Below are 14,055 nucleotides of genomic sequence, written 5' to 3'. Positions count from 1 at the left end.
CCTCGGGAGGGAGACCCGGAGGGCCCGATCGAGGGGCGAGTCAGGCGAGAAGCGCCGGAATGGTTCCCTCGTGGGCCGTCCGCAGCTCGCTCAGCGGAATGCTGAACTCGCCCTGGATCTCGATCTCCTCGCCGTCCACGACACCGATCCGGGTGGCGGGCAGACCCCGCGCCCCGCACATGTCGCTGAAGCGGAGTTCCTCGCTGCGCGGCACCGAGACGATCGCGCGCCCCGCCGACTCGGAGAAGAGGAAGGTGAACGCGTCCAGACCGTCCGGGACGACCAGCCGGGCACCCTTCCCGCCGCGCAGGCAGGACTCGGTGACCGCTTGGACGAGACCGCCGTCGGACAGGTCGTGCGCGGCGTCGATCATGCCGTCGCGCGAGGCCGAGATCAGGATGTCGCCGAGCAGCTTCTCGCGGCCCAGGTCGACCTTGGGCGGCATCCCGCCGAGGTGCTGGTGGACGACCTCGGACCAGGCCGAACCGCCGAACTCCTCGTGCGTGTCGCCGAGCAGGTAGACCAGCTGCCCCTCCTGCGCGAACGCGACCGGGGTGCGCCGGGTGACGTCGTCGATCACACCGAGCACGGCCACGACCGGCGTCGGGTGGATCGCGGTGTCACCGGTCTGGTTGTAGAGCGAGACGTTGCCACCGGTGACCGGGGTGCCCAGCTCCAGGCAGCCGTCCGCGAGACCACGGGTGGCCTCGGCGAACTGCCACATGACGTCCGGGTCCTCGGGCGAACCGAAGTTCAGGCAGTCCGAGATCGCGAGCGGCTTGGCGCCGGAGGCGGCGACGTTGCGGTACGACTCCGCCAGCGCGAGCTGAGCGCCGGTGTACGGGTCGAGCTTCGCGTAGCGGCCGTTGCCGTCGGTCGCCATGGCCACGCCGAGGTTGGTCTTCTCGTCGATGCGGACCATGCCGGCGTCCTCGGGCATCGCGAGCACGGTGTTGCCCTGCACGAACCGGTCGTACTGGTCCGTGATCCACGTCTTCGACGCCTGGTTCGGCGAGGAGACGAGCTGGAGCACCTGCGCGCGCAGTTCGTCGCCGTTCGCCGGGCGGGCGAGCTTGCCGGCGTCGTCGGCCTGGAGCGCGTCCTGCCAGGAGGGACGGGCGAACGGGCGGTGGTAGGTCGGGCCCTCGTGGGCGACGGACCGCGGCGGAACGTCCACGATCTGCTCGCCGTGCCAGAAGATCTCCAGCTGGGAGCCCTCGGTCACCTCACCGATGACGGTGGCGATGACGTCCCACTTCTCGCAGATCTCCAGGAAGCGGTCCACGTGCTGCGGCTCGACGATCGCGCACATGCGCTCCTGCGACTCGCTCATGAGGATTTCCTCGGGCGAGAGGGAGGAGTCGCGCAGCGGCACGGTGTCCAGCTCGACGCGCATGCCGCCGGAGCCGGCGGAGGCCAGCTCGGACGTGGCGCAGGAGAGCCCGGCGCCGCCGAGGTCCTGGATGCCCGCGACGAGCTTCTCCTTGAAGATCTCCAGGGTGCACTCGATGAGGAGCTTCTCCTGGAACGGGTCGCCGACCTGGACGGCGGGGCGCTTGGCCGGGCCGGTCGACTCGAAGGTCTCGGACGCGAGGACCGAGACGCCGCCGATGCCGTCGCCGCCGGTGCGGGCACCGTAGAGGATGACCTTGTTGCCGGGGCCGGATGCCTGGGCGAGGTGGATGTCCTCGTGCTTCATCACGCCGATGCAGCCGGCGTTGACGAGCGGGTTGCCCTGGTAACAGGCGTCGAAGACGACCTCGCCGCCGATGTTCGGCAGGCCGAGGCAGTTGCCGTAGCCGCCGATGCCCGCGACGACACCCGGCAGGACGCGCTTGGTGTCGGGGTGGTCGGCCGCGCCGAAGCGCAGCGGGTCGACGACCGCGATCGGGCGGGCACCCATGGCGAGGATGTCGCGCACGATGCCGCCGACGCCGGTGGCCGCGCCCTGGTAGGGCTCGATGTACGACGGGTGGTTGTGCGACTCGACCTTGAAGGTGACCGCGTAACCCTGGCCGACGTCGACCACACCGGCGTTCTCGCCGATGCCGACGAGCATCGCGTCGTTGGCGGGGACCTTCTCGCCGAACTGCTTGAGGTGGACCTTGCTGCTCTTGTAGGAGCAGTGCTCGGACCACATCACGGAGTACATGGCGAGCTCGGCACCGGTGGGACGGCGGCCGAGGATCTCGCGGATCCGGGCGTACTCGTCCTCCTTGAGGCCGAGTTCCTTCCAGGGCTGTTCGGCGTCCGGGGTCTCGGCCGCGTGCTTGACCGTATCCAGGCTCATGCGTTGACCAGCTTCTTGATGATCGAGGTGAAGAAACCGAGGCCGTCCGTGCCGCCGGTGCCAATCAGCGGCTCCACCGCGTGCTCGGGGTGGGGCATGAGGCCGACGACGTTGCCGGCGGCGTTGCTGATGCCGGCGATGTCACGGAGCGAGCCGTTGGGGTTCACGTCGACGTAGCGGAACGCGACGCGGCCCTCGGCCTCCAGCTCGTCGAGCGTGCGCTCGTCGGCGGTGTACCGGCCGTCCATGTTCTTCAGCGGTACGGAGATCTCCTGGCCGTCCGCGTAGTCCGCGGTCCAGGCCGTCCCCGTGTTCTCCACCCGCAGCTTCTGGTCGCGGCAGATGAAGTGGAGGTGGTTGTTGCGCAGCATCGCGCCGGGCAGCAGGTGCGCCTCGGTCAGGATCTGGAAGCCGTTGCAGATACCGAGGACCGGCATGCCGGCCTTCGCCTGCTCGATGATCGGCTCCATCACCGGCGAGAAACGGGAGATGGCCCCGGCGCGCAGGTAGTCGCCGTAGGAGAAGCCACCCGCGAGAACGACCGCGTCGACCTGGTGCAGGTCCTTGTCGCGGTGCCACAGCGGTACGGGCTCCGCCCCCGCGACCCGGACCGCGCGCAGCGCGTCCTGGTCGTCGAGGGTGCCGGGGAAAGTGACCACGCCGATACGAGCGGTCACTTCGCGGCCTCCTCGGACTCCACCTTCACGACGAAGTCCTCGATGACGGTGTTCGCGAGGAAGGTCTCGGCGAGTTCGTTGATCCGGGCCAGGGCGGCGTCGTCGACCGGCCCTTCGACCTGAAGCTCGAAACGCTTCCCCTGGCGAACGTCGGCGATTCCCTCGAAGCCGAGACGGGGCAGTGCGCGCTGCACCGCCTGTCCCTGCGGGTCGAGGATCTCCGGCTTGAGCATGACGTCGACTACGACGCGTGCCACTGGCACTCCCAATGGTGTGGTGCGGCTGGGTCTCCGAGGGGTTCCCCAGACCCCCGCGGGTCCTGTCAGCGTACCTGGCTGAAATTTCTACGCGGGTAGACAAGGTTCTGCGGATCACGCGAAGATATCGATCGCCACCGTTCCGGGGAAAAGTCCGGGAAAAAGAGCCGGATCGATTGCGGACGGACACGCGAAACAATTGGGCGGGCTTCACAATGCCGTACCGCCGCTGTACAAATGATTACCAGGGAATGCATCACGGCTCGGGGAACACCGGAACACCGACGCCCAGGACCTGTATCGATTTCCGGGCCGGACCAGTGAGCGGCGACGTACTGCTTCGCATCCGAGGCGGAGGAGGGAGCGATGGCGCGGGCCTCGCGACCGACGACATCGCCGGAGACGGAGCCGCACGATGCCGCGAGCCTGGCCGGGACTCCTATACAGGCCCCGAGGATCGGGCCGGACAGCCCGCGAGTCCGGCCTGATCCGACCATAAAGACCCCAGGCAGCCGGAAGGCCGGCGTCCGCGCACCTCAGACGCGCGGGGGCCGCAGGAAAGGACCGATATCCGTGGCGCAGCGCGTAGTGGTCACGCTCTCCGACGACATCGACGGGGGGCAGGCGGCAGAAACGGTCACTTTCGCCATCGACGGGAAGTCCTACGAGATCGATCTCAATCCCGTCAACGCGAAAAGACTGCGGAAGGCCCTGGCCCCGTACATGGCGGCCGGCCGAAAGCAGACAAATGCTGGAAAAAACGGCAAGACTCCCGTTTCCTACCGCCACACCTCCCTCGCCCCCGACCCGGCGGCCGTCCGCGCCTGGGCGCGCTCGCACCAGATGGCGGTGCCGGCCAGGGGACGCATCCCCAAGAAGGTCTACGAGGCCTTCGAACAAGCGAGTTGATGACGGGGCGGGACCCGTCGACCGAACCCGGAGGCCAGCACCGGCCTCCGGGCCGGTCCGCGCGGGAAGCTCGCGGCGACATCCGCGGGGGAGCCGACTTGCGCTGCACCCCCGGACGTCGGATAGAGTCTGGATCACGCCAAGGGGCAAGGCCGAAAGGCCCCAACCACAGCAGCGTGCGGGTGTAGTTCAGTAGTAGAACACCCCCCTTCCAGGGGGGAGGCGCAGTGTGCGATTCCTGTCACCCGCTCCACATCACTCTCCGACCACTCCGGTGGATCGGGTAGAGTGGTGCTCGCGCCGCCCGGTGAAAGCCGAGCGGATGCAATGCGGACGTAGCTCAGTTGGTAGAGCGCAACCTTGCCAAGGTTGAGGTCGCCAGTTCGAACCTGGTCGTCCGCTCCAGAAGAAAGACCCCGGTCGATTTCGACCGGGGTCTTTCTCGTGCGCCCGGAGTGTGTTCCTCCGGCTGTTCCACCTGGTGGATCTTTGTCTTTTCCGGGAAACCGAGCGAGCGCTCCCGCCGCGTGGATGGGCTTCCTGATGGCCGCCGTGAAACCGCGACCGGGCCCGACGGGCTCGCCCGCCATGGATCCGACCCACCGGCCCGATGGTCCGATTTGCCGATGGCCTGGTCTTCTTTCCCGATGGCCCGGTCTTCGATTCCCGGCCGCCCGGCCCGGACGGTGTGAGGGTGGCCACAACCCCGCGGGCCGAACTCCCGGGCTGCGCCCCGTGATCGTGACGGACCACGGCCGCCCCGGCCATCCGGAGCGGGCCCTTTCGGCAGGCGTGCGGGGGTTCGTCACCCACGACGCCCAGCGCCCGCCGAACGGCCGGGATCATCCGCATCGTGCACGGCGGACACCGTGACGCGGAAACGGAGTTGGTGGCCGACGCGATATCCGCCGGGGACTCACCGCCGCCCCCATGGAAAGCCGAGGCGCTGGAACTCCCGGCGGACGGCGCCCCCGCCGCGTGGATCGCCGCGCGCGCCTCACTCTCCCCCCGGGACGGTCCCTGACCACCTCCCCTCGGCGGTCGCCGGGCGGGGCGCGGAGGAGCTCCCGCGGCAGCGCGTTTCGCTCGGGCTCAGGGATGGGTATAGTTGTCCTCGCGCTCAGGCGCAGTGCGAACGTAGCTCAGCTGGTAGAGCGCAACCTTGCCAAGGTTGAGGTCGCGAGTTCGAACCTCGTCGTTCGCTCCACAGGAGAAGGCCCCGGTCCCCAGGACCGGGGCCTTCTGCGTACCCGGCCGCCCCTCGGAGCCGTACCCCCACCTCCCCATCGGTCTTCCGCCGACCGGTCAGGCCGCTGACGGTGTGGTCGGTGGGATCGGTTCGGTCGGCGCGGTCGGTGAGGTCGTTCCGGGCGGTGGAGTCGGCGCGATCGGTGGGGTCGGTTCGGTCGGTGGGGTCGTTCCGGGAGGTGGAGTCGGCGCGGTCGGGGCCAGGGCCTCGCGCGCGGCGGCGAGGATCGCCTCGGAGAGCGGGAACCCTTCGGTCGCCCGGGCCAGCACCAGGGCGCCCACCAGGGTGGAGAGTTGGGCGAGGCCGTCCCGGTCCTCCGTGGCGAGCTTCTCGGCGAAGGCACCCACCCCGTCCGCGTAGACGCGCCGGGCCTCGCGGTTTTCCGGTTCGCGCGCCATGTCGGTGACGAGGGCGGCGACGGGGCAGCCGTCCGCCGGGCTGTCGCGGTGTTCGACCGACAGGTAGTCGTCGATCAGCGCCCGCCGGGCGAGATCGGCCCGTTCCACGTGGTGCGCGGGCCCCGGTCCATGCCGGTCGTAGGCGTCGAAGGCGTGGGCGGTGGCCTCGTCGACGAGCGCCTCCTTGGACGCGAACTGCTTGTAGAAGCCCCCGTGGGTCAGACCCGCCTCCCTCATGAGATCGGCGACGCTGACGTGCGTGCCCTGCTCCCGGAACATCCGGGAGGCGGTCTCCACGACCCGGCGGCGGTTCTCCTCCGCCTGCGCCTGCGATACGCGGCCCATCAGCCACCTCCCGAGATTGGATGCCAGTTGACATCTATCCTATGGCCGATTTTAGATTGCGGTCATAATCTAAATGGGTCGGGTCGGGTCCACCGACTGCCCCGCCCCGCCGAGCCGGGAGTACGCACATGGAACTGAAGAACGCGGTCGCCGTGGTCACGGGCGCCAACCGGGGGCTGGGCCGGCATCTGGCCGCGCAGCTCACCGAGCGGGGGGCGAAGGTGTACGCGGCGGCCCGCCGCCCCGAGACGGTGGACCTGCCCGGGGTCGTCCCGCTCCGGCTGGACGTGACGGACGAGGAGTCGGTCCGGGCCGCCGCCGCCCTGGCGTCCGACACGACCCTGCTGGTGAACAACGCCGGCATCTCCACCTCCACGCCGCTGATCGCCGGTGCCACCGAGGCGGTACGGAGGGAGATGGAGACGAACTACTTCGGGCCGCTCGCCGTCACGCGGGCCTTCGCCCCGGTCATCGAGAGCAACGGGGGCGGAGCGGTGCTCAACGTCCTGTCCGTGCTGTCGTGGCTGCACCCGGCCGAGCTGGGTTCCTACGCGGCGACGAAGGCAGCGGCCTGGGCACTCACCGGCGCGGTCCGGCAGGAACTGGCGCCGCGCGGGATCGTCGTCTCCGCTCTGCACGTCGCCTACATGGACACCGACATGGCCGCGAGCGTGGCAGCCGACCAGAAGGCCGATCCCGCCGACGTCGCCGCGCAGGCCCTGTCCGGCATCGAGGAGGGCCGACTCGAAATCCTCGCCGACGACACCACCCGCTTCATCAAGAAGAACCTGGCCAACGCGCCGACCCTCGCGTGAAGAGCATGATGCCGCCGCCCCTCGCGTGCGGGGGCGGCGGCATCACGGACGGAACCGCGGGGGGGCTACTTCCAGCTGAGGCCGGTCAGCCGCTCGTACGCCTCGATGTACTTGGCGCGGGTCGCGTCCACGACCTCCTGCGGCAGCGCGGGCGGCGGGGTCTCGCTCTTGCGGTCCCAGCCCGAGGCGGGCGAGGTCAGCCAGTCACGGACGAACTGCTTGTCGTACGAGGGCTGGGCATGCCCCGGCTCCCACTCGGCCAGCGGCCAGAAGCGCGAGGAGTCCGGGGTCAGCACCTCATCCCCGAGGACCAGTTCTTCGACGCCCTCCGCGGCGGGCGCATAGCCGAACTCGAACTTGGTGTCGGCCAGGATGAGTCCGCGTCCGTACGCGATGTCCCGGGCCCGCCGGTACACCTCGAGCGTCAGCTGCCTCAGCAGGGCGGCCGTCTCCACGCCGACGGTGTGCGCGACCGCCTCGTAGCTGACGTTCTCGTCGTGGTCGCCCACGGCAGCCTTCGTCGCCGGGGTGAAGATCGGCCCCGGCAGTTCGGAACCGTCGACGAGACCCTCGGGAAGACCGATGCCGCAGACCGTGCGCGAGGCGTCGTACTCGAGGAGCCCGGAACCGGTCAGGTAGCCGCGCGCCACGCACTCGACCGGGACCATCCGCAGCGAACGGCAGATCGTCGTGCGGCCCTCCCAGTCGGCGGGTGCGCCGGCCGGCACCTCGGTGGAGATGACGTGGTTCGGCAGCAGGTCGCCGAGCTGGTCGAACCACCAGAGCGACAGCGCGGTCAGCACCCGGCCCTTGTCGGGGATCTCGGTCGGCAGCACCCAGTCGTACGCGGAGATGCGGTCGCTGGCGACCATCACGAGATCGCCGGCCTCGTTCCGGTACAGCTCACGCACCTTGCCGGTGTGCAGGTGGGTGAGGCCCGGCACCTGGACGGGCTCGGGCTTTTCTACGAAACCGGACACGCTGCCTCCGCGTAGGTTGATCCAAGGGTCGCGGGTCCGATTGTCCCGTATGCCGGTGGCACCTCGCCGCGTGGGGCGGTCCGGTGGGGTACCGGCACCCGGCGACCACGCCCGCGCAGCGCCGCGCGCTGTCGGCGGATCGGCCGCACGTCGGCCGCGGACGGCCTGCGCGTCGCCGTCGCGTCGGCTGCGGATCGGCTGCGCGTCGCTGTCGCGTCGGCTGCGGATCGGTTGCGGATCCTCTGCCGATCGTCCGTGCGTCGCCCGCGCGGAGGGTCAGTCGCGCTTGCAGATCCGGTTCAGCAGATTGGCCGTGGCGCGCTGGATGCGCTCGTCGGTGTGTCCCGGCCGGTCCAGCGCCGGCGACCAGGCGAACGTACCGGAGGCGAAGACGAGAGCCCCGGAAGGTGCCTGGTAGAGCGAGGACTCCTGGTAGCGCCGGGCGCCCTCCAGGTCCTCGTACGGTGAATGCGCGAGCAGGATGCGCTGCTCGTGCTCCGGCAACGCGGTGCGTGGGTAGTACCGGTCGGCCTCGCCCGCCACCAGACCGGCGATCTCGTCGCCCTCCCCCGCCCCGGTGCCCCGCCAGAGCCAGTGGTCGGCGTTGCGCACGATGAGCGGCGAGGGCTCGGGCACCCGGCCCGCGTACTGGATGCCGAGCAACTGCTGCTCCGGTCTGTCGACCTCCCGCCACAACGCGGGCTTCCCCGGCCCCTGCCGTTTGCGGCAGGTGAGAAGACGGTCGGGCACCCCGGACGGCGACGCGGCGAGGGACACCTGCCAGTACATGGTGTTGGCCGAGAGGAAGACCAGCGAGGTCCCGGTGTCCCGCGCCAGCTCCGCGGTGCGCCGCATGGGGATGGACCAGTACTCGTCGTGGCCGGGGAAGACCAGGCCGCGGTAGCGGCCCGGGTCGACGCGGCCGGCGTGCAGGTCACGGGCGTCCGCGTAGGCGAGGCTGTAGTCGTACCGCTCGGCCCAGCGGATGAAGTCGTAGGCGTGGCCGACGTGCAGGGGAAGCCCGGCGCCCGCGTACGGACGGTCGAAGGAGACCGTGACCGCCGCCTCCTCCTCCCCCAGCAGACCGCCCTTCTCGTCCCACGCGTGGTAGAGACTGGCGCCCGTCCGGCCGTCCTCGGGGTAGAGGTTGTACGCCTGCCAGGTGATGTCCGGGAGCAGCAGCAGCAGATCGGCCGGATGGTCGTCCCGGACCGTGAACGGGACGTGCGAGCGGTGGCCGTCGACGGTGGTCAGTACGGCGACATAGGCGCCCACCGACCAGTGGGCCGGGATCTGGAGCCGCCAGGAGAGCCACCAATGGTGGCAGGAAACAGTCTTGTCGGCGGCGAGCGGAGGGGGCTGCACGATGCCCGACTGGCGCGGGCTGGTGGTGATCTTCCGGGCGCCGTCGCCGCCGTAGTGGCCGATGCGGTAGATGTCGACGTAGAACTGCTGCGGCGGGTCGACCGTGATGTGGAAGTCGATGGCCTCCCCGGGCGCCGCCGCCCCGGGCGACGCGAAACCCTTCACCTGTCGGCGCACGTCATCGGCCGTACGCGGCCCGCCCCCACTGCGCCCCAGATCGGGATCGGCGTACCAGGGGACGACCTGCCCCGTGTCGTTCAAGTAGTTCTCGCTCCCGCGCAACCAGGGCAACGGCCCCTGCCCGAACGGATCGCTCACGGCGTGCGCGAAGGCACCCGACTCCCATCGGCGACTGAGCTCCGCCCCCATGATCGGCCCCTCCCTCACGTCCCCCGTACCACTCTGGTGCGCCCTGTGTCAGGACGGATCCCAGCACATCACATAACGCATGCGGCTCGTCACCGTTCGTCGTGAATTGACGTGAACGGAACCTAGCCTTCCGGGTATTGGGCCCGTACCGGGGTCCGCACCAGCGCGCGCACGGCGGTGTGCGCCGGACGAGGGCGCGTGCGCGGGGCGCGGGACGGAGCCCTTTCGGCACCGCGTGCGCGGACCGATTGCGTACACGGTGCCATATTTCCGTATACGGAGGGCCTGTTGCGGCGGAGTGGGACACATTTCCGTATCCGAGGGGCGTGTTGGCTACGCGCGGGGCACACGGACACGCATGAGCGCCGGAGGAACGGCGGGATCGAGGGACCGCTGGGCGGAGGGACGGCCACGAGGAGGGACGGCCACGCGGCTGGACAGCTGGACAGCTGGACGGCTGGGCAGCTGTCCAGCTGATCAGACCAGGCGGACCGGCTTGTCCTCCCGGATGCCGAGCTCTGCGAGCCAGGAGCGCAGCGGCTCCGCGTCGCCGTCCTCCACCAGGCTGAGCACCGGAGTGCCCAGATCCGCCCGGCGCGCCCCGTCGACCAGCAGGGCTGGACCGTCCAGCCAGTCGAGGCCGGGCGCCGCGCCGGCCGTGTCCACGGCCGCGCAGCAGACCATGGCCGTGACGTGGTCGGCGAGCAGTTCCGCACCCGTACGGGGCGGCTGGAGCGGGAAGAGCGGGAGCGGGCCCGGACCCCAGAGGTCGAGCGGGTCCACGGCCGGGCTGTTCCCGCCCGCCACACCGTTCGCCGTGCCGGGAGCCGCCGTGCTGTTCGTCGGGCTGTTCGTCGCACCGTCCGCCGTACCGGCGGCCGTCTCGGCGCGTGCGGTGGCCTCCGCGGCTTCCTCGCGGGCGACGGCGGCTCCCACGGCTGCCGCGAGCTCCTCGCCCCCGCCCCGGGCCGCGAGGTGGTCGATGACCCGGGCCAGCGTGGGGGCGCCCGCGTCGGCGGTACGGACGGCGGCGGGACGTACGGCGGCGGGACCGGCGGGAAGAAAGCCGAGCGTGGATGAGGCCGCTCCCAGGCCTCGCTCCGGGGAGGTGGCGCCGGAGGCCGGTGCGCCCGGGGCCATCGTGTCGGGGCCCGCCAAGTCGGGGCCCGTGCCGAGGGGGCCTGACCCGGGGGAGCCCATGCCGAGGGAGTCCATGACGCCGTGCAGGCGGGCCGCCTCGGTACGCCACTTCCGGTCGACGACTTCTTCCGGATACCGCTGCCAGTCGACCGGCGACCACTCGCCGCCCCGGGCCGGTGCACCGTGGAAGAGCCTCGCGGCGAGCAGGGAGGCCGCCTCGTCGGCGAGACCGGGCTCTTCGAGGAGATCGCAGGCGGGGCGCTCGCCCAGGCGCGCGGTGAAACCCTCGGCGAGCCGGTCGCGGCGGGACAGCTCGGTGAGCGCGGAGACCACTCCCGCGTCCAGCCGCGCGGGCCACCGGCCCATCCGCCACGCGGGCAGCGCGACGCGGGTCAGCAGGCGGTCCCAGCCCGCGTAGACGAGCCCGACCTGCTCCTGGGCGACGGCGCGCGCGCCGTACTCCACGCCCTGGGCGCGCAACGAGGCGGAGAGCGCGACGCAGCGTTCCATCTCGGCGGCGTGCCCGCGACAGCTGCGGAGCAGCAGCCGGGCGGCCCAGCCGGTGAAGGCACGCCGTAGCCGGCCGAGCGCGCCGACTGGTGAAACGTTTGACCGCGCGGTCCCGGGAGTGGGGGCTCCGGCGTCCGCGACGACGCCGTCCAGGCCCCGGACGAACCGGCGGGCGGCCGCTATGTCGGGGTGCGCGGCCAGGCCCGTACCGGCGACCACGGGGGCGAGTACCGCCCGCAGCTCATCGACGCGCATCCACCACAGGAACGGGGACCCGATCACCAGCACCGGTGCCGCCCGCTCCCGGTCGCGCCGCTCACCGGCCTGCTCCCTGGCTCCGGCGGTGCGCCCGGTCCGTGCCGTCGGATGGGTGCGGTCCTCCAGCCAGCTGTCGCAGTCGGGGGTGAGCGCTATGGCCGAGGGCGCGGGCACGTCCATGCGGTCGGCCAGCTCGCGTACGAGCCGGTAGAGATCGGGGGCGGACTTCTCGTCCACCGCGACGGTCGGGCTGAGCGCCGGCCGGGCCCGCGCCACGGTGACGGCGACCCCCGCGGCCAGCAGCAGGAAGACGACGGCCGTCGCGCCCACCACCCAGCGGGCGGTGTTCCAGCCGACGCCCGACAGACGTCCCTGCGCCGTGGCGGCGATCATGACCACGGCCACCGCCGCGGGCAGGATCGCCAGCGCCACCGCACGGCTGCGGATGCGCAGCAGCGCGAGGGCCCTCGCCCGGGCGGCCCGCATGCCCAGGTCCTCAACAGTCTCCGTACCGGACACGACCGGAAGTCACCCCCTCTGCCCCCGCGACGGTGTTGCTCACTCCCCCACTGTGGCACCGCCCTCGGACATCGCAATGTCAGTGGGCCAAGTGCCGGAATCCTTGCGCCGCACCCTAGTTGGGGGTTTCTCGGCCGTCATCCGGATGGCGCAGCCGTCACCCGATGGAATGGCTTTGGGCAAAGCTGCTGACTTATCGCCATGGATGGGCAAGCCCTCTCCCCGCGCGCACAGCGCACGCGCGGGGGCGTGCTCCGGCGCACTGGGAGCTCGTACGCGACCGACTCGTACGCGGACGAACGGTGCGGTGGTGAGGCCTGCGGGGACCTGCGGACACGCCTGTGGCGGCCGAGGTGTCACTCGGCCGCCACTGGGTCACGCGGGGGTGGGACGTGAAGACGGGGCGGGCGCTCAGGGCGGCCCGGCCGTACAGGTCCGGACCGGACCGGCCGTACAGGCCCCGGCCGTACAGGACCGCCGTACCGGACCGGCCGTACAGGCCCCGGCCGTACAGGACCGCCGTACCGGACCGGCCGTGTCGAACCCGGCCGGGCCCCGGGGGAACGGCGCGGGGCCGGGCCCGGATCAGACCCCGGCGTCCTCCGCGGCCTTCTGCGCGATGTCCGTACGGTGCTGGGAGCCGTCGAGCCGGATGCGGCCGAGGGCCGCGTAGGCGCGCTCGCGCGCCGTGCCGAGGTCCGGGCCGGTCGCGGTCACCGAGAGGACCCGGCCGCCCGCGCTCAGGACCGTACGGCCGTCCGCCTTCGTCCCGGCGTGCAGGACGTAGGCGTGCGGGGCATCCTGGGCCGCCACGTCGGCGAGACCCTCGATCGGGTCGCCGGTGCGGGGGGTGTCCGGGTAGTTGTGCGAGGCGATGACCACGGTGACGGCGGCGTCGTCGAGCCAGTTCAGCGGCGGTACCTCGTCCAGCGTGCCGTTCGCCGAGGCGAGCAGCAGACCGGCGAGCGGCGTCTTCAGACGGGCCAGGACCACCTGGGTCTCGGGGTCGCCGAAGCGCGCGTTGAACTCGATGACGCGCACGCCGCGCGAGGTCAGCGCGAGGCCCGCGTAGAGAAGACCCGAGAACGGCGTACCGCGTCGGCGCAGCTCGTCGACGGTGGGCTGGAGAACCGTCTCCATGACCTCGTCGACCAGCTTCGGGTCCGCCCACGGCAGCGGGGAGTAGGCACCCATGCCGCCGGTGTTCGGACCCTCGTCGCCGTCGAGGGCGCGCTTGAAGTCCTGGGCCGGCTGGAGCGGCACCACGGTGGTGCCGTCGGTGATCGCGAAGAGGCTGACCTCGGGACCGTCGAGGAACTCCTCGATGACCACCCGGTCGCAGGCCAGCGCATGGGCACGGGCCACCTCGACGTCCCCGGTCACGACGACGCCCTTGCCGGCGGCGAGCCCGTCGTCCTTGACGACGTACGGGGCGCCGAAGGCGTCGAGCGCGTGGTCGATCTCGTCCGCGGTGGTGCAGACGTAGCTCCGGGCGGTCGGGACGCCTGCCCCGGCCATGACGTCCTTGGCGAACGCCTTGGAGCCTTCGAGCTGCGCCGCCTCACCGGACGGGCCGAAGCAGGGGATACCGGCCGCGCGCACGGCGTCGGCGACCCCGGCGACAAGCGGCGCCTCCGGGCCGACGACCACCAGCCCCGCATCCAGTTCGGTGGCGAGGCGCGCGACGGCGTCGCCGTCGAGCGCGTCGACCGGGCGCAGTTCGGCCACCTCCGCGATACCGGCGTTGCCGGGAGCGCAGTACAGAGCGGTGACCTCGGGGTCGAGGGAAAGAGAGCGGCACAGGGCGTGTTCGCGGGCGCCGCCGCCGATGACGAGGACCTTCACGGTGTGCAGCCTAACCGCCGGGGGCGCGGGGCCTCGACGGCCGCCGGTCCGTGGACGGGGGGCTCCGGCGGACCGGGGCGCGCGGCAGGCGCCCGAAGGCCCGCTCGGTGCGCCCGGACGCCCGGGTCC

The 14,055-nt window shown here is 71.5% G+C and carries 9 protein-coding genes, 3 tRNA genes and 2 pseudogenes; 6 read left to right on the top strand and 8 right to left on the bottom strand.

Annotated elements, in window-relative coordinates; genetic code table 11:
* Positions 1 to 40 precede the first annotated feature (40 nt).
* The 3 genes from purL to purS are packed head-to-tail and all read right to left on the bottom strand — an operon-like array spanning position 41 to position 3,224.
* On the bottom strand, positions 41 to 2,290 hold the full coding sequence (gene purL, locus ACFYPN_RS20270; protein ID WP_389299804.1) for a phosphoribosylformylglycinamidine synthase subunit PurL: 2,250 nt from the start codon (positions 2,288 to 2,290) through the stop codon (positions 41 to 43).
* Complete coding sequence (gene purQ, locus ACFYPN_RS20265) at positions 2,287 to 2,967, bottom strand: phosphoribosylformylglycinamidine synthase subunit PurQ (protein WP_358761782.1); 681 nt, start codon at positions 2,965 to 2,967, stop codon at positions 2,287 to 2,289. The genes purL and purQ overlap by 4 nt, the downstream gene beginning before the upstream one ends.
* A complete protein-coding gene (gene purS / locus ACFYPN_RS20260; protein ID WP_266706271.1) occupies positions 2,964 to 3,224 on the bottom strand; it encodes a phosphoribosylformylglycinamidine synthase subunit PurS in 261 nt (86 codons plus the stop codon). Before purS ends, purQ begins: the two co-directional genes overlap by 4 nt.
* 573 nt (positions 3,225 to 3,797) lie before the next feature.
* On the opposite strand from purS, the gene ACFYPN_RS20255 reads away from it, so the two are divergent.
* The 5 genes and pseudogenes from ACFYPN_RS20255 (at position 3,798) to ACFYPN_RS20235 (ending at position 5,340) form a co-directional block, all read left to right on the top strand.
* The gene (locus ACFYPN_RS20255) at positions 3,798 to 4,133 is read left to right on the top strand and encodes an Lsr2 family protein (RefSeq protein ID WP_358761781.1); all 336 of its coding nucleotides are present in this window, start codon (positions 3,798 to 3,800) and stop codon (positions 4,131 to 4,133) included.
* 178 nt (positions 4,134 to 4,311) lie between these two features.
* Positions 4,312 to 4,386: transfer RNA gene (locus ACFYPN_RS20250), tRNA-Gly, on the top strand.
* A gap of 76 nt (positions 4,387 to 4,462) precedes the next feature.
* Positions 4,463 to 4,538: transfer RNA gene (locus ACFYPN_RS20245), tRNA-Gly, on the top strand.
* A gap of 238 nt (positions 4,539 to 4,776) precedes the next feature.
* Positions 4,777 to 5,241: pseudogene (locus tag ACFYPN_RS20240) on the top strand (DNA-binding response regulator); the annotation flags it as partial.
* A 23-nt stretch (positions 5,242 to 5,264) separates the two neighbouring features.
* Positions 5,265 to 5,340: transfer RNA gene (locus ACFYPN_RS20235), tRNA-Gly, on the top strand.
* Between the two features lie 242 nt (positions 5,341 to 5,582).
* On the opposite strand, the pseudogene ACFYPN_RS20230 reads toward ACFYPN_RS20235, so the two are convergent.
* A pseudogene (locus ACFYPN_RS20230) lies at positions 5,583 to 6,125 on the bottom strand (TetR/AcrR family transcriptional regulator); the annotation flags it as partial.
* Positions 6,126 to 6,253: 128 nt separating this feature from the next.
* On the opposite strand from ACFYPN_RS20230, the gene ACFYPN_RS20225 reads away from it, so the two are divergent.
* Positions 6,254 to 6,940, top strand: a complete 687-nt coding sequence (locus tag ACFYPN_RS20225) for an SDR family oxidoreductase (protein WP_389299799.1) — start codon at positions 6,254 to 6,256, stop codon at positions 6,938 to 6,940.
* A gap of 65 nt (positions 6,941 to 7,005) precedes the next feature.
* Here ACFYPN_RS20225 and ACFYPN_RS20220 read toward each other — a convergent pair whose 3' ends face one another.
* The 4 genes from ACFYPN_RS20220 to purD all read right to left on the bottom strand — a co-directional run bounded on the left by ACFYPN_RS20220 (position 7,006) and on the right by purD (position 13,926).
* Positions 7,006 to 7,920: a phosphoribosylaminoimidazolesuccinocarboxamide synthase gene (locus ACFYPN_RS20220; RefSeq protein WP_389299796.1), complete on the bottom strand. Its 915-nt coding sequence runs from the start codon at positions 7,918 to 7,920 to the stop codon at positions 7,006 to 7,008.
* A 276-nt stretch (positions 7,921 to 8,196) separates the two neighbouring features.
* Positions 8,197 to 9,654 (bottom strand): N,N-dimethylformamidase beta subunit family domain-containing protein, encoded by a 1,458-nt coding sequence (locus ACFYPN_RS20215; protein WP_358761775.1) that lies wholly within the window; start codon positions 9,652 to 9,654, stop codon positions 8,197 to 8,199.
* A gap of 477 nt (positions 9,655 to 10,131) precedes the next feature.
* Positions 10,132 to 12,081 (bottom strand): hypothetical protein, encoded by a 1,950-nt coding sequence (locus tag ACFYPN_RS20210; RefSeq protein WP_389299793.1) that lies wholly within the window; start codon positions 12,079 to 12,081, stop codon positions 10,132 to 10,134.
* Between the two features lie 585 nt (positions 12,082 to 12,666).
* Positions 12,667 to 13,926 carry a phosphoribosylamine--glycine ligase gene (gene purD / locus ACFYPN_RS20205; RefSeq protein WP_358761769.1) on the bottom strand — a complete coding sequence of 420 codons (1,260 nt, stop codon included), beginning with the start codon at positions 13,924 to 13,926 and terminating at the stop codon, positions 12,667 to 12,669.
* Between the last annotated feature and the right edge of the window lie 129 nt (positions 13,927 to 14,055).

The sequence above is a fragment of the Streptomyces sp. NPDC005576 genome (assembly GCF_042871745.1).
GTDB lineage: Bacteria > Actinomycetota > Actinomycetes > Streptomycetales > Streptomycetaceae > Streptomyces.
This window is presented reverse-complemented; position numbering and strand designations above follow the sequence as displayed.

Bases quoted from the DNA above. Each gene is read 5' to 3' on its own strand.
- purL (WP_389299804.1), bottom strand. From the start codon at position 2,290: ATGAGCCTGGATACGGTCAAGCACGCGGCCGAGACCCCGGACGCCGAA.
- ACFYPN_RS20225 (WP_389299799.1), top strand. From the start codon at position 6,254: ATGGAACTGAAGAACGCGGTCGCCGTGGTCACGGGCGCCAACCGGGGG.
- ACFYPN_RS20215 (WP_358761775.1), bottom strand. From the start codon at position 9,654: ATGGGGGCGGAGCTCAGTCGCCGATGGGAGTCGGGTGCCTTCGCGCAC.